Below are 14,716 nucleotides of genomic sequence, written 5' to 3' on the forward strand. Positions count from 1 at the left end.
CGGCTACCGTGGACCCGTGCCAGAGCCCCTGGATCCGGACATGTTCGACCCGGTCTGCCCGTCCGACCTCGCCCCCATCCGCTTCGGCGACAAATGGTCGGGAATGATCATCCGTTGCCTGGAACAAGGCCCCCGCCGCTTCTCAGAACTCCGAATCCCCCTCCACGGCATCACCGCGAAGGTCCTCACCCGCTCCCTACGCACTCTCACCCGCGACGGCCTGGTAGAACGCACCGTCCACCCCGCCCAAAGAGTCGAGTACGCCCTCACCCCCCTCGGCCGCAGCCTGCTAGAACCAATGAACGCCGCCTGCGCCTGGACCGAGCAACACTGGGACGAACTCCTAGACGCCCGCGAGTCCTCCCCACTCACCCCCTCATAACGTCATCGCAGCCCGATCCACACCACCCTCGCACCACCCAGCCACACCGCCCCGGTCCGCGCCGGTCCGCGCCGGTCCGCGCCGCCCGGTCGCACCGCCCCCGGTCGCCGCCGCGCCCAACTGCCTATATCAACGGCGCCGCGACGGCGAGACCCACGTACGGCGAACTCGGCGCCGTCGTACGGCGAGCAACCCGCCATAAGTTGCCGAACGGGGAATAGTCGACGTCAAGGGGATCGACGAGCTCAAACCCGTCTTCGGTTGGAGTAGATGGGCCCACCCGTTTGTCGTTTTCCCCCGTGTCGACAGTTGCCCACCCGATTCTTGGGCCATCGATCACCGCATGTGCACGTCACCCCGCGAACGCAGGCGCCCCAGGCCCCGCCTCGGTGGACTGCGTCCCTACCTGTCCCGTAGATGGCACCGGGTCGGCGGGGGGTGGTACGGCGAATTCGGCGCCGTTGTACGGCGGGACACCGGCCCGGCGAAACGCGTCGTGGTGGAGCACATGAGCCCGGCAGGGCCGGGGGCGCGGGGGTGTCTCCCGCACAGGCACAGCCCTTGCGTCCTTCGCGGAGCGCGGCCTGCGCGAGGACCATTTCATCGGCGCCGCGCCCACGCCGGGTTGTCCACCGCACGACGGCGCCGTGTTCGCCGTCCACCCTCCCGCCGACCCGGCGCCGGTAAGACAAACCCGACGGCACCTCGGCGGCGCCGCCGTACGGCGCCCCGCCGGTCCACCCCCCACGGCCCCGCGCGATCCCCCCGCCATCAAGACCTCACCTATCTGGCGCCGAAGCGGCAAGACGTAGGTCGGCGAATCCGGCGCCGCCGTACGGCGGGAAACCCGCCACAGGTCGCCAGGCCCCACTGCCCGCCACCCCCACCGACCCGAGCCCCGTCCGTTCAGGACGTTCTCTTTCCGGCGCCGCGACGGCGGGACGAGGAACGGCGAAATCGGCGCCGCTCTACGGCGGACAACCCGATGCGCGTGGCCACGCGGTGAAACGGTCCTTGCCAAGGGCGCGCTCGACGCGAAAGCCGCAAGGGCTGCTCGCATGCGAGGGGTACCCCCACCCCCCGGCCCTGCCGGGCTCATCACGTCCCACTGCACCACGTACACCACCTGCACCAGGATCACGCGAAGACCTGCACCACCTGCACCACCAGCACCACCCACGGGAAGGTATTCCGGCGCCGACACGGCTGGATCCACGTACGGCGAAGCCGTTGATCAGAGCCGCCTGACCAGCCCCGCCGACGTCCGTGGGTCAACGCGCGGGGCAAGGCTGGTGGCGGCAAGGCGGAGAAGTGGCACCCGGACGTGCTCAGGCGAAGTAGTGGCCCTCCTTCAGGTCGGCGATCAAGCCCGGACGGGTCGGCTGCCACCCGAGCAGGTCGCGAGTGATCTGTGCCGAGGCGGGACCGTCGACCCCCCAGAAGCCGCCGAGCCAGCCGACGTACTCTCCGGCCCGCTCGGGGGTGACGGAGACGGCGGGAACGCCAAGGTGGGAGGCGAAGACCTCGGCGACCTCGCGGATCGGCACGCCCTCGTCGCCGACCGCGTGCAGCACCGACCCGGCCGGCGCGGACTCGAACGCGAGGCGGAACAGGCGCGCGGCGTCGTCCCGATGGACGGACGGCCAGCGGTTGGCGCCGTCGCCGACGTAGGCCGCGGCCCCTTTCTCGCGCGCGAAGCCGACCGCGGTCGGGATGAACCCGTTGTCGCCCTCGCCATGTGTGGCCGGCGGAAGACGCACGACCGAGGAGCGGACCCCGTGGCCGGCGAGCGCGAGAGTGTGGCGGGCGTTGCCCATCCGCCCGTTGGCGCCACCGATCGGACCCTCGAGATCCCCGGCATCCGCCAGCCCGTCGCGTTCGGTGGCGACGGCTCCAGGCGGGAGTCCGAGCACGCCGAGGATGCCGGAGGCGATGACGAAGGGCTTGCCGGTGCCGGTAAGGGCCTCGCCGAAAGCCTCGATCGCCGCACGATCGGCGTCCGTGGCACCGGCGTAGTCGCCGGCGAAGGCGATGTCGTGCTTGAACGCGAGGTGGATGACCCCGTCGGACGACGCGGCGGCGTCGCGCAGGATGTCGAGGTCGTCGAGTGATCCCGACCGGACCTCGGCCCCCGCCCCTCGCAGGGCCTGGGCCGAAGCATCGAAGCGGGCGAGCCCGATGACCGTGTGACCGGCGGCGATCAACTCGGGAACGAGCCCGCGGCCGATCCAGCCCGACGCTCCGGTGACGAAAACGCGCATGGGAACCTTCCAGGACGTGGACGCCTGCCGGGCGGATCCGCGGCAGGCGACCCTTGAAGCCAGTCACCATTCTTTGTACAGTCGTACTAGAAAAGTCAAGCCGAGACCAACAGCCGGAGGCAGTGATGGCGGGGCGGCCCGTGGACCATCAACGGCGGGCCGAGTTGCTCGACGCCGTGGTCGACTACACCGTCGAGCACGGGTTCTCCGAACTGTCGTGGCGCCCCGTCGCCGCCGCCCTCGGCGTTTCGGCCACGACGTTGGTGCATCACTTCGGCACCAAGGAGCAGATGCTGGAGACCATCCTCGGCCGCCTGCGCGAGCGCATGTTCGTGGCCACCAGCGACACGGCCGGCGAGCAGCCCGACCTGGCAACGGCGGCGCGCGCCGTCTGGACGCGAACCTCCGACCCGCGACAGTGGCCGGAGTTCAGGCTGTTCTTCGCCGTCTACGGACGCGCCCTCCAGGCGCCACACCAGTTCACGGATTTCCTGGACCACGTCGTGGCCGACTGGATGAGTGCCCTAGTCGACGCACAAGGCCCGAACACCGACCCGGCGACGGCGACCCGCACAGCCACACTCGTGATCGCGACAATCCGCGGCCTACTGCTCGACCTGCTCGCCACCGGCGACCAAGCCCGCGTCCAAGACACGGCCGAGAGCTTCCTCGCCACTCTCGAACAAAGCGCGGACACCGGAGGGGCATAGGGCTGCCCTGAGCCGTCACCCGCGCGAGGTGACACATCACGCGGCCGAGTCGAGCGATCGCTACGACGACCAGACGGGCGAGCGCCACCACGCACTACCGGTCGAACTCACCAACCTTGACCGCGGCCAGAAAGCCGCGCCACCCACTCGGGGACACCCACAACATGCCCCGAGTACGTTCCTTGGTATCCCGCACCGCGACGCCCCTGGCCCCTCCCGCCACCTCGACGCAGTTGCCACCGTTGCCGCTGCTGTAGGACGACTTCCGCCAGACGCCGATCACGTCCATGCGAGGATCCCCTCCGGATTGGGATCAGTTGTCGAGGTCACCCTGCTCCAGGGTCCCGAGGAAACGGTGCCACTCACTCGCCGGAACCCGCAGCATGCCCCGGGCCCAGTCCTTCGTGTCTCGGATGGCCACGACTCCCGCCGAGGCCGCGACCTCCACGCAGTCCCCGCCGTTGCCGCTGCTGTAGGAGGACTTGCGCCAACGCATCCCGCTTACGTCCATGTCTCGGCCACCTTCGCCATCAGGTCGATCGAATTCCTTATGGGCAGCGCCTCGGCCCGCAACGCCTCCCACAGGCGTCTCAGTGTGACGACGTCGTCGGAACGCTGTACGACGTCCCCGCTGAGCGCGCTGTCCACATAGACGACGTCCTTGTCGTCCGATTTGGCGATGACGAACGGACCGGCGAGTCCAGCGTAAGCACCTGCTTCAAAAGGCACAATCTGGATCAGAACCCTTGGCCGCTCTGCCATTTCGAGTAGATAAAGGACCTGTTCGCGCATAACGTCCGGACCGCCGACGGGACGGCGCAGTACGTCTTCATCCATGACAGCAACCAGCATCGGCGGGTTAGCTCGGGACAAAATACCGCGCCGTTCCAGACGCGCCTCTACCTGCTCTTCGACATCGAACTCCCTGCCCGAGGTCGCGATGACTTCCCGTGCGTACGCCTCAGTCTGCAGCAATCCCGGCACCACCAGCGGCTGATACGACAGCAACGACGTCGCGTCACCCTCGATCGACAACCACTTCCCCACCCACTCCGGAGGCATGTTCCGGCAGACCAGATCTTCCGCCAGACGGGTGAGGATGCCGCCCGTGGACAGGAGTTGATCGCACCGCTGAGCGAAGTCCGGTTTGGGAACCCTGCGAGCGGTCTCGACCATCGCGACGAACGAGGGAGAGTAGCCGACGATCGCCGTGGCGAGCTGCGCCTGACTCATCCCGGCGGCCTCCCGCGCCCGCCGCAGTTCCCGCGCGAAGAATTCAAGCGAGGTCATTCGATTAACACTCACGCTTCCTCACAGACGCTCACGGGGGGAACTCCGCGCTCACATTTCGCGGGTACTGACGACGCCTTCCCCCGCAGCTTACGACGCTGAATACCCACCGGTCCGGAGGATCGGCAAAACGTCGAAGGGAAACACTGTGCGGGCAGTAATTGATTTAATGTGGTGGCAATTGCCCGTTTTGCCAACGGCCGCCGGCGCAGCCCGGCGGCACGTTCGCCAAACCCTCACCGAGTGGCACCTGACCGCCCACTCCGACGACGCCCAACTGATTGTCTCCGAACTGGTCACCAACGCCACCCGCGCCGCCGCCATCCCGCACCCCCGCCCGACCCCCGACGAGCCCCACCCCCGCCTGGACGTCATCCACCTGGGCCTGTTCCGCAGCAACACCGGCCTCGTCATCGAAGTCTGGGACGGCAACCCCGGCAACCCCATCCTCACCCCCACGAGAACCGACGACGAGAACGGCCGAGGCCTCCACATCGTCAAAGCCCTGACCACCCAATGGGGAATCCGCCGCCCCCCAAGCGGCGGAAAAGTAGTCTGGTGCGAATTGCCCACTCCCCCACCATGAACCCACCCCATCAGGTGGACAGATCCCCCTTATGACTCCAGGTCATCAGATCAGAGGTAGACGTCACCGCAGGCGTCGACTGCTGCCGAAGCGAAGCGACAGAGGTATTGAATTCCGCGATCCACTGCGCCGTCTCACTCTCCGACACCCGCACGATGTCCGAAACCAGCCGATCGATAAGCGCCAACCCCTTAGCCGTCCTCTCCGGAGCGGACGGGTCCGCCTGCCAAGCGGCCCAGTCCAGATGAAACCGCGTAAGCCGCCCCCGCAACGACATCAGCGCCGCAATGTCCCGCATCCACCCCGAAGAGATCCCAAAGAAGTGATCAAACGCCACACACCCCGCCGCCATAGCAAGAAACACATACCCAAGGTTCGCCCCCGCCCCCTCATGCAGAACCAACGGCGCCACACCCCCCGCCACCGCCAGCACCACAGCCCCAGCCCGCAACCCCCGCGAAGCAACCCTCCGTATCCGCTTATCCCGCGCATACCAGTCAATCAACTCCAACGCCCGCCCCTCAGCCCACTCCCTCAGCTCCTCCAACGCCCGCAACGGATCTGCCCACTCCTGCGCCCCTGTTCCGGGCCGAGGCAACGGCGGAAGATCCCCTCTACCCCATCGACGTCTCGGCCGAGGGTCAGGAGCAGGTGACGCCTCTTCGGCGGGAACACCAGACACCCGTTTCCCTCCTTATGCGAGTATGGCCATCACAGTAGCCTCTCGATGGAATACCGGCCGGTCAGGTGGGACGCAAAACGGTGCCAACGGGAAATATCCCCCCAAGCGTGACAATCCTTCATGTCTCGGATACGCAATTCGGGCAGTATCACCGTTTCGGGGCAGAGGATTCGCTGGCCCGGAATATCATTCGGGACCTGGAACGGCTGAACTCCAAGGAGCAGGCGCCGAAGCCGGATCTCATGATCCTCTCGGGGGACATCACCGAGCGGGCAAGGCCGGACGAGTTCCGTGAAGCACTGGCCTTCATCGACGAGATCTGTACGGTGACGGGGCTGGGCCGCGAGCGTGTGGTGGTCGTCCCGGGCAACCATGACGTGAGCTGGCCGTGGAGCAAGGTCTACTTCGCCGAATGCGAAGCGCTCGACATGCCGCCCGCAGTGCCCTATGCCAAGAAGTGGGCGAACTACCAGCAGTTCGCGGCCGAACTGCACGGCCCGACCGACTTCACCGAGGAGCGGCCATACCGGCTGCACCGGTTCCACGACCTCAGGGTCGCGGTGGCGGCGATGAACTCGACGATCATGGAGAGTCACCGGGCCGAGGACCACTATGGCTGGTGCGGAGACCAGCAGCTCCGCTGGTTCGCGGGCGAACTCGGCAGGCTGGACGGGGATCTGCGCATCGGCGTGCTGCACCACAACGCGCGCCGCAAGGCCGTCGCCGACAACGAGAACCTCCGGGACGAGGACGCCCTCAGCGCCATCCTGCACGGAAAGGTCGACCTCCTCCTGCACGGCCACACCCATGAGGGAAAGGAAGATCGCCTACCGAACGGCACTCTGGTGCTGGCGACCGGATCCGCCGCCATCACCGAGGACTGGCGTCCTGGAGAGACTCCGAACCAGTACCAGATCCTTCATGTCCAGGCGCAGGCCGTCACTCGCTGGGCGCGGCAGTGGGACGGCAAACGGGAGTGGATGCCCGATGTCCGAGCGGATCCCGAAGGACGCCGGACGAAGGTGACGATCGGGTATCCGATCCAAAGCTGGCGCACGAGCACCCATCAAGGTGAAGACAAAGCCCGGCTGGATGTGCTCAGGGAGAAGGCAGATCAGTCTCGGGAGTTCGCCGTACAGGTCGAGCAGACGACAAGACGAGACCTCGGCGACGAGGCGTGGATCGAGCGGCGCACGCTCGGAGATCCACCACTGCACTATCTGATCACCAGTTGCCCCGGGAGACCCTGGTGCTACATCGGCATCGTGGACGGCTGCCTGGACTTCGCGACCCTCGATGACTTCGACCAGCGGGTCTTCGATCCGGTGCGCCCCCGCAACGTCGAGTTCATTCTGGTCCATCGCGGCCCTGACGAGCCCACACTACGCGGCGAGGCGCTGCGGAAGGGGATCCGCGTCAAGACGTGGACCGAGTACAACGATCTGCTCGACGCGAGCGCGTACAGAGCGTGGCTCCAGCGTGAACTGGCCACGGACCGGTTGTATCCGCAACGGCTCTACCAATCGCAGCGCTACCGCGACATCGACAGGTGGGGCGGTACTCAGTCCGAGATCCACGACGACCTCTTCGCCAAGGTGTTCATGGAGCTTCTGGAAGAGGAAGCCCGATTCGTGCTGATCCTCGGTGACGCGGGGTACGGCAAGTCCTTCCTGGTCCGGCGACTCGCGCACCAGATGCTGGCGAATGACCGGCTCGGCATCACTCCAATCGTGATCTACCTTCGAGACCGCGACAAACGCCACACCCTCGACGAGATGGTGTCGGCCGTGTTGATCCCCAGCGGATCGACCTTCCGCCTCCGACATTTCCGGCACAGCCTGGAAGCCGGCACCCTGGCCCTGCTGATCGACGGCTACGACGAGTTCGCGGTCCGGGTCGGCTACGACAGCGCCGCCGCCCAGCTCCGCACGTTCCTGGACGCCATGAATGGCCGCGCGAAGATCCTCCTCACCACCCGCCCGAGCCACTTCCGCAGCACCGAGCAGGTCACGAGCAAGCTCTTCGACAGCCTCCGGACGATCCACCATGGCCAGGTCTACCTGCTGGAAGCCTTCGACGAGGAACAGCAGCGAGCCTTCCTCATCCGGTACTTCGACCTGAGGAATGATCCGAATCCGAGCACATCGGCCTACGACTGGATGGCCGCGCTCGGTGCCGTGGACAACCTCCCGGAACTCGCCAGAACTCCCCGGATGTTGTCCTTCATCGTGGAGGATCTGAGCCTGACGGAGATCAGGTCTGCCGCCGGACAGGGGATGGTGACAGCCGCTGACCTCTACAACCGGCTGGTCACCCGCTGGCTCGGTGAAGAGGCGCTGCGGATCGATCCCCTGAGCGACAGCAACATCTCTCCCCAGAAGCGCAGGGAACTGCTTGAGGAGATCGCCCTGCGGATCTGGCGGGCAGGGGAACGGGACGTCACCGAGGCCGCGCTTCAGCAGGCCGCCCGAGACGTCATCGACCTCCCTCGGCTCAGGTTGACCGTCGACCAGGCCGCCCAGATCGCCGGCAGCCGGACACTGCTCCGAGTGGACGACCGGCAGTGGAAGTTCGCCCACCAATCGGTCTGGGAGTACCTCCTCGCCAGCCGCCTGGCCGTACTGCTCCGTGCCGGAAGCGGCGACGAGGTACTCGGGGAGGCGGAGCTCACGGGCTTGACCATCCGTTTCCTGCGCGACATCGAGCCCGGCCTCGCCGCCGCCTGGGTCGCCCGTGTCGGCGATCCAGGGGGGTCCGACACCACCACCGAGGACGGCCTGGGGGAGGAATGAGCGACTGGCGCAAGCGGAACGCCCGCGCGCTGCTGCGTGACTTCCAAAAGCATGGACTCGCCCTCGACACCCGCCTGCTGAACTATGCGGGGGAAAACCTTCGCGGCGAGGTGTTCGCCCCCAAGGAGAACCTGGCCGGAGCGGACTTCCGCGGCGCGGATCTCACCGGCGCACGTCTGGCCGAGGTCATACTGACCAATGCCAACCTGTCGAACGCCCGGCTCGCCGGCGCGAACCTCATTAGCGCGAAACTCACCGGCGCCGACCTCACCGGCGCCGACCTCACCGGCGCCTCCCTGATCGGCGCCGATCTACGAGATTGCACGCTCGCCGGTACTACCTGGCATCGAGCCAAACTCACCGCCGCCCAGACCACGGCCCCCTCTGCGACAACCGGCTGGGGCACCGCGCTGCCAGACCCGAGACCACGCCTCCAAATCCAGCCGGGCGCCAGTGCCTATTGGGAGGTCGCCTGGCATCCTCTGCAGAATCAAATCGCCGTTGCCAGCGGCAACTATCCCCAGCTCCTGGACCCGGCCACCGGCACCCTGCTCCACACCCTCACCGGCCACACCAACCGGGTCCGCGCCCTGGCCTACTCCCCCGACGGCACCCAACTGACCACCGCAAGCGACGACAGCACCGCACGGATCTGGGACCCGGCCACCGGCACCCTGCTCCACACCCTCACCGGCCACACCGACACGGTTAACGCCCTGACCTACTCCCCCGACGGCACCCAACTGACCACCGCAAGCGACGACAGCACCGCACGGATCTGGGACCCGGCCACCGGCACCCTGCTCCACACCCTCACCGGCCACACCAACTGGGTCCGCGCCCTGGCCTACTCCCCCGACGGCACCCAACTGACCACCGCAAGCGACGACAGCACCGCACGGATCTGGGACCCGGCCACCGGCACCCTGCTCCACACCCTCACCGGCCACACCGACACGGTTAACGCCCTGACCTACTCCCCCGACGGCACCCAACTGACCACCGCAAGCGACGACAGCACCGCACGGATCTGGGACCCGGCCACCGGCACCCTGCTCCACACCCTCACCGGCCACACCGACACGGTTAACGCCCTGACCTTCTCCCCCGACGGCACCCAACTGGCCACCGCAAGTGGTGATGGCACCGCACGGATCTGGGACCCGGCCACCGGCACCCTGCTCCACACCCTCACCGGCCACAACAGCACGATCCGCGCCCTGACCTTCTCCCCCGACGGCACCCAACTGGCCACCGCAAGTGGTGATGGCACCGCACGGATCTGGGACCCGGCCACCGGCACCCTGCTCCACACCCTCACCGGCCACACCGGCACGATCCGCGCCCTGACCTTCTCCCCCGACGGCACCCAACTGACCACCGCAAGCGACGACAGCACCGCACGGATCTGGGACCCGGCCACCGGCACCCTGCTCCACACCCTCACCGGCCACACCGACACGGTTAACGCCCTGACCTACTCCCCCGACGGCACCCAACTGACCACCACAAACAACGACCGCACCGCACGGATCTGGGACCCGGCCACCGGCACCCTGCTCCACACCCTCACCGGCCACAACAGCACGATCCGCGCCCTGGCCTACTCCCCCGACGGCACCCAACTGACCACCACAAACAACGACCGCACCGCACGGATCTGGGACCCGGCCACCGGCACCCTGCTCCACACCCTCACCGGCCACAACAGCACGGTCCGCGCCCTGGCCTACTCCCCCGACGGCACCCAACTGACCACCACAAGCAACGACCGCACCGCACGGATCTGGGACCCGGCCACCGGCACCCTGCTCCACACCCTCACCGGCCACAACGACTGGGTCCTCGCCTTGGCCTACTCCCCCGACGGCACCCAACTGACCACCACAAGCAACGACCGCACCGCACGGATCTGGGAGCCGGCCACCGGCACCCTGCTCCACACCCTCACCGGCCACAACAGCACGGTTAACGCCCTGGCCTACTCCCCCGACGGCACCCAACTGGCCACCGCAAGTGGTGATGGCACCGCACGGATCTGGGACCCGGCCACCGGCACCCTGCTCCACACCCTCACCGGCCACAACAGCACGGTTAACGCCCTGGCCTACTCCCCCGACGGCACCCAACTGACCACCGCAAGTGGTGATGGCACCGCACGGATCTGGGACCCGGCCACCGGCACCCTGCTCCACACCCTCACCGGCCACACCGACTGGGTCCTCGCCTTGGCCTACTCCGGCGACGGCACCCAACTGACCACCGCAAGCAACGACCGCACTGCACGGATCTGGGACCCGGCCACCGGCACCCTGCTCCACACCCTCACCGGCCACACCGACACGGTTAACGCCCTGGCCTACTCCCCCGACGGCACCCACCTAACCACCGCAAGCGGTGATGGCACCACACGACTTGTCCGACTGGGCGCGCTAACCGATATACATAACAGCCGCTGCAAGGACACCATCCTGATCGGCCTACCAGCCGAGGGGTGGGCGGCGATCTACGGAACAGACCGCTATCGCCTGCACGGAGACAGTGCCGGTCGCTTCTGGTGGGTGTCAGGCACGTGCAGGTTCGAACCAGGTGAACTCGACGGCTACACCGTGGAACGACTGCCTATCGAGCCGACCCCGGCCCCAAGCGACAAATAAAACAGCCCCGGGCACCAGCACGAGGCCCGTACCCGGGACCGGATGAACGCTCAGGTCACACGTGCGCGGCCCAAGGCACGTCGTCATACGCCGCGTTCCGGGACGACGCCACGGTCAGCGCCTGGAACACCCGATGACGGCGCCGGATCAGCTTCGCCGCGTTCCGCGGCATCCCCACCCGTAGGTGGAGGACGTCGCTGGACGGTGTGCCGATGCCGCCGATGTCAGGTAGCCCGATCTGCGTGAGGTCGCCCGCGCGGGCGGTCACACGGCAGTGGGAGGCTCCTGGGAGGCCGATGATGTCGAAGGTCATTACTCCCGCGGGGCAGGCGATCTCCACGTGGAGGCCGGCCTGGGTGCGGGTTACGGGGACTGGGTCGCGTGTGAGTTTCTCCCTTGTGGTTAGTGCGGACTGGCTGGCGATCTCGGCTGCGGTTTCCGGGGGCAGTGGGAATTCGGCGGAGACCGGGGCCTGTGCGAGGCTCCCCCTCCGGTTCATCCGGCCGAATGCCACTGCGGAGAACAGCGCTGCCGCGAGGATGGCGATGGTAACGGCTTCCATGCCAGACTCCTTCTCGCGTCCGTACCCGGACGGCCTCCCCCCGGCCATCTCGCACGTCGGTCCGACGTGACGGCCAGAAAGCCGCCAGGTACCGACAAATCCCTCCCTTATGACAATAGGACGATATAGGGATTGATTGGCCGGAGCTGGGCCGTCCTAGGCGGGTTTTTGGCGGCGGGGGGCAGTACTAAGTACTACCTGTGTCGCGGGATGAACGCCCATGAACCCCGGGTGACATAGCGCGGGCCACAGCAGGCCTCACCGCGCGGGAGGCTACTCGGTGAATTCGGCGAGCTTGGTGGCTATGCCCGAACGTTGTTCCACACCGAGTTTGCGGAGAATTCTGGAGACGTGGCCTTTGATAGTGGACTCGGTGACGAATACCTGGGCCGCGATCTCCTTGTTGGTCATGCCGCCGCGGGCGATGAGCAGGGCGATCTCTCGCTCCTTGGACGACAGGGAGTTGAGCAGCGTCTCGGCGTGGACCGTGGGGCGGGCGATGATGTCCATGGTCTCGGTCTGGAACTGCTCACAGCGTTGGCGCAGGGCGGTGACCATGCGGGCCAGCTCGGGCTGGGTGACCGGGACGGACTCCTCGATGCGGCAGATGCCCCGGTGCAGTTCCCGCAGGGACTCCGACACGTCCTGGACGACCTCGACGACGGACAGGCGCTCGGACTCGGACGTGAGGTCGGGGACGGCCAGCTCGGCGCGGTTCAGGTCGTCCTCGCGCTCGCGGGACAGGACGGTGGCCACCGAGTGGGCCGTCCACTCGAACGCCCTCACGTGCTCGTCGGTGTAGGAGTGGGGCTTGTACGTCTGGATGGACGCGACGCCGATGACCGCCGAGCCGGGGGCGGGGGTGTCGAAGATGGGGATGGTGACGGCGTCGGCGGACATGCGCCTCTCGTCGCCGAACGCCACGCCGTTGCGCAGCAGCAGGCCGCCGTCCATGGAGAACAGATACGGCCGGCGGTGCTGGAGAATCCACGCGGCCTGGCCTTTGGGCCCGTAGGGGAAGACCTCCGGCCAGATGTACTTCTCGGTGGGCAGCGTGTCGTCGAAGGTGTACGGATAGACGATTTTCCGGCCCTCGCGGTAGAAGCCCACGTAGAACGCGTTCACCGAGCAGAGGGTGCTCATCGCGAAGCGCCAATAGTCGAACAGGGCGTGGTGGTTGCCCATACGGCTGCGGATTCCCCGGTCCGCCTGGCCCAGCGCGGTGGCGGTGTCGGGGGAGAACCCGGTGCTCGGACGGGAAACGGACACTCAGCCCTCCATTGAGTCTGCGGTATCGAGCCCGAACCGGGCTCACCAGCGAGCTTTACTGACAAGAGTGCACCTCGTCACCTATTTCTCCGGATTTGGTGCCGTTTAGAGATCATTCCCACCGGGTGCGAACGGCCTCCGGCCTGCGCAAAGGCGGCGAGCGGCGTCACCACCTGCGCCGATGCGAGTTGGTTATAGAGAGATCGGACCCCGGACGGCGTGGCGGCTCCGGCGGCGCCGGCGACGCGTTGACGGGCGGCGAAAATCCCCAGTCAAGCCGCCCGGGACTTTATGGAACGATTCACCGGCCCCGATGCGGGGCAGGACCGTGGGTTTCGCCGTCGCCCGGTCGCCGCGATCCACTACGTTGGGTAGCCGTCCGACCACATCGGGGAGTCACGCCAGCGTGGGCGGGCCACTCGACGGCCGCCTCCCCGCACGACGCGGGAGTGGGCATGCCGCACATGACGAAGATCGACCCAGAGGACTCCGCGCGCGCCCGCTTCGCCTACGAGCTGCAACGTCACCGGCTGCTGGCCAAGCTCACCCAGGGGCAGCTCGGGCGGCGCATCGGCTTCTCCGGGAGCCTGATCGGCGCGGTCGAGAATCTCAAGCGCACGCCGAGCGACGACTTCGCGCGGCGCTGCGACCGGGCGTTCGGGCTGGAAAGCCTCTTCACCACTCTTCACCTGGAAGGATGGCCGCCCCCGCCGCCGGTGCCCGAGCACTTCCGCAACTGGACACTGGAGGAGCGGCGGGCGTCGGCGCTGCAGGTCTGGGATCCGCTGCTGGTGCCGGGCATGTTCCAGACCGAGGCGTACGCGCGCAGGGTGTTCGAGCGGGCGCCGGGGATCACGGCCGAGGAGGTCGAGGAGCGGGTCTACGGGCGGATGCAGCGCAAGAATCTGCTGTGCCAGGAGAACCCGCCGGCCATCCTCAGCATCATCGACGAAGGGGTGCTGCGGCGGCCGATCGGGGGGCCGCGGGTGATGCGCGAGCAATTGGAATATCTTCTGGAAATCTCCCGGCATCCCAAGGTGACCATCCAAATAGTCCCTTTTGAGGCGGAAGCGACGCCGGGATTACTTGCCGCATTCGTTATAGCTGAACAGCGTGGCGCGCCTTATACGGTATATGTGGATTCAATACCCGAGGGGCGGACGGTGACGGACCGATGCGTGATCGCATTGCTCACCGCCCGGTACGACGCCATCCGAGCGGAGGCACTTCCACAGTCCCTGTCGCTCAAATTAATCAAGGAACTTGCCGACAAATGGATTTAAGTACGGCGCATTGGCACAAATCAAAGTTCAGCGGGGACACGGGAGGGCACTGCGTGGAGGTGGCGAGCAACCTCGCGGGGGTGGTCGCGGTGCGCGATTCCAAGCGCCCGGCGGCGACCGTCCTGGTCACCAGCCCGGCCGGATGGTCGCAGTTCCTGGACGACCTGAAGGTGGGGTGTTTCATCTTCACCCGCAAGATCGCCGGACGGGTGGGACGGCGGGACGCCACCGGGTAAAACACT

The 14,716-nt window shown here is 67.1% G+C and carries 14 protein-coding genes; 7 read left to right on the forward strand and 7 right to left on the reverse strand.

The features are described 5' to 3' along the window. Positions 1 to 16: 16 nt before the first annotated feature. Complete coding sequence (locus ACFP1K_RS27800; protein ID WP_380758652.1) at positions 17 to 382, forward strand: winged helix-turn-helix transcriptional regulator; 366 nt, start codon at positions 17 to 19, stop codon at positions 380 to 382. Positions 383 to 1,710: 1,328 nt separating this feature from the next. Here the strand turns inward: ACFP1K_RS27800 and ACFP1K_RS27805 are convergent. Then, on the reverse strand, positions 1,711 to 2,643 hold the full coding sequence (locus tag ACFP1K_RS27805) for an SDR family oxidoreductase (RefSeq protein ID WP_380758654.1): 933 nt from the start codon (positions 2,641 to 2,643) through the stop codon (positions 1,711 to 1,713). A gap of 140 nt (positions 2,644 to 2,783) precedes the next feature. Between ACFP1K_RS27805 and ACFP1K_RS27810 the strand changes: the two genes are divergently transcribed. Beyond that, positions 2,784 to 3,353, forward strand: coding sequence for a TetR/AcrR family transcriptional regulator (locus ACFP1K_RS27810; RefSeq protein ID WP_380758656.1), 570 nt, complete (start codon positions 2,784 to 2,786; stop codon positions 3,351 to 3,353). Between the two features lie 94 nt (positions 3,354 to 3,447). On the opposite strand, the gene ACFP1K_RS27815 is transcribed toward ACFP1K_RS27810, so the two are convergent. Genes ACFP1K_RS27815 through ACFP1K_RS27825 form a run of 3 tightly spaced genes read right to left on the reverse strand, consistent with a single transcriptional unit; the run spans position 3,448 to position 4,643 of the window. Continuing rightward, positions 3,448 to 3,642, reverse strand: coding sequence for a DUF397 domain-containing protein (locus ACFP1K_RS27815; RefSeq protein ID WP_380758658.1), 195 nt, complete (start codon positions 3,640 to 3,642; stop codon positions 3,448 to 3,450). A 24-nt stretch (positions 3,643 to 3,666) separates the two neighbouring features. After that, complete coding sequence (locus tag ACFP1K_RS27820) at positions 3,667 to 3,864, reverse strand: DUF397 domain-containing protein (RefSeq protein ID WP_380758660.1); 198 nt, start codon at positions 3,862 to 3,864, stop codon at positions 3,667 to 3,669. Then, positions 3,855 to 4,643, reverse strand: coding sequence for a helix-turn-helix domain-containing protein (locus ACFP1K_RS27825; RefSeq protein WP_380758662.1), 789 nt, complete (start codon positions 4,641 to 4,643; stop codon positions 3,855 to 3,857). Before ACFP1K_RS27825 ends, ACFP1K_RS27820 begins: the two co-directional genes overlap by 10 nt. A 181-nt stretch (positions 4,644 to 4,824) precedes the next feature. On the opposite strand from ACFP1K_RS27825, the gene ACFP1K_RS27830 reads away from it, so the two are divergent. Beyond that, complete coding sequence (locus ACFP1K_RS27830) at positions 4,825 to 5,229, forward strand: ATP-binding protein (protein WP_380758664.1); 405 nt, start codon at positions 4,825 to 4,827, stop codon at positions 5,227 to 5,229. A gap of 10 nt (positions 5,230 to 5,239) precedes the next feature. On the opposite strand, the gene ACFP1K_RS27835 is transcribed toward ACFP1K_RS27830, so the two are convergent. Further along, on the reverse strand, positions 5,240 to 5,911 hold the full coding sequence (locus ACFP1K_RS27835; protein WP_380758665.1) for an SLATT domain-containing protein: 672 nt from the start codon (positions 5,909 to 5,911) through the stop codon (positions 5,240 to 5,242). 107 nt (positions 5,912 to 6,018) lie between these two features. Between ACFP1K_RS27835 and ACFP1K_RS27840 the strand changes: the two genes are divergently transcribed. Then, positions 6,019 to 8,703 (forward strand): metallophosphoesterase, encoded by a 2,685-nt coding sequence (locus tag ACFP1K_RS27840; RefSeq protein WP_380758667.1) that lies wholly within the window; start codon positions 6,019 to 6,021, stop codon positions 8,701 to 8,703. Continuing rightward, entirely contained in the window at positions 8,700 to 11,360 is a 2,661-nt protein-coding gene (locus ACFP1K_RS27845) for a WD40 repeat domain-containing protein (RefSeq protein ID WP_380758669.1), read from the forward strand. The genes ACFP1K_RS27840 and ACFP1K_RS27845 overlap by 4 nt, the downstream gene beginning before the upstream one ends. A 55-nt stretch (positions 11,361 to 11,415) precedes the next feature. Here ACFP1K_RS27845 and ACFP1K_RS27850 read toward each other — a convergent pair whose 3' ends face one another. Then, positions 11,416 to 11,922 (reverse strand): hypothetical protein, encoded by a 507-nt coding sequence (locus ACFP1K_RS27850; protein ID WP_380758671.1) that lies wholly within the window; start codon positions 11,920 to 11,922, stop codon positions 11,416 to 11,418. Positions 11,923 to 12,195: 273 nt separating this feature from the next. Continuing rightward, positions 12,196 to 13,191: a helix-turn-helix transcriptional regulator gene (locus tag ACFP1K_RS27855; RefSeq protein WP_380758673.1), complete on the reverse strand. Its 996-nt coding sequence runs from the start codon at positions 13,189 to 13,191 to the stop codon at positions 12,196 to 12,198. 464 nt (positions 13,192 to 13,655) lie between these two features. Between ACFP1K_RS27855 and ACFP1K_RS27860 the strand changes: the two genes are divergently transcribed. Further along, positions 13,656 to 14,474, forward strand: coding sequence for a helix-turn-helix domain-containing protein (locus ACFP1K_RS27860; RefSeq protein WP_380758675.1), 819 nt, complete (start codon positions 13,656 to 13,658; stop codon positions 14,472 to 14,474). Continuing rightward, on the forward strand, positions 14,465 to 14,710 hold the full coding sequence (locus tag ACFP1K_RS27865) for a DUF397 domain-containing protein (protein WP_380758678.1): 246 nt from the start codon (positions 14,465 to 14,467) through the stop codon (positions 14,708 to 14,710). Before ACFP1K_RS27860 ends, ACFP1K_RS27865 begins: the two co-directional genes overlap by 10 nt. Positions 14,711 to 14,716 lie beyond the last annotated feature (6 nt).

The organism is Sphaerisporangium aureirubrum, from assembly GCF_042658925.1.
Taxonomy (GTDB): Bacteria; Actinomycetota; Actinomycetes; order Streptosporangiales; family Streptosporangiaceae; genus Sphaerisporangium; species Sphaerisporangium aureirubrum.

Bases quoted from the DNA above. Each gene is read 5' to 3' on its own strand.
- ACFP1K_RS27805 (WP_380758654.1), bottom strand. From the start codon at position 2,643: ATGCGCGTTTTCGTCACCGGAGCGTCGGGCTGGATCGGCCGCGGGCTC.
- ACFP1K_RS27815 (WP_380758658.1), bottom strand. From the start codon at position 3,642: ATGGACGTGATCGGCGTCTGGCGGAAGTCGTCCTACAGCAGCGGCAAC.
- ACFP1K_RS27820 (WP_380758660.1), bottom strand. From the start codon at position 3,864: ATGGACGTAAGCGGGATGCGTTGGCGCAAGTCCTCCTACAGCAGCGGC.
- ACFP1K_RS27825 (WP_380758662.1), bottom strand. From the start codon at position 4,643: ATGACCTCGCTTGAATTCTTCGCGCGGGAACTGCGGCGGGCGCGGGAG.
- ACFP1K_RS27845 (WP_380758669.1), top strand. From the start codon at position 8,700: ATGAGCGACTGGCGCAAGCGGAACGCCCGCGCGCTGCTGCGTGACTTC.
- ACFP1K_RS27850 (WP_380758671.1), bottom strand. From the start codon at position 11,922: ATGGAAGCCGTTACCATCGCCATCCTCGCGGCAGCGCTGTTCTCCGCA.
- ACFP1K_RS27860 (WP_380758675.1), top strand. From the start codon at position 13,656: ATGACGAAGATCGACCCAGAGGACTCCGCGCGCGCCCGCTTCGCCTAC.
- ACFP1K_RS27865 (WP_380758678.1), top strand. From the start codon at position 14,465: ATGGATTTAAGTACGGCGCATTGGCACAAATCAAAGTTCAGCGGGGAC.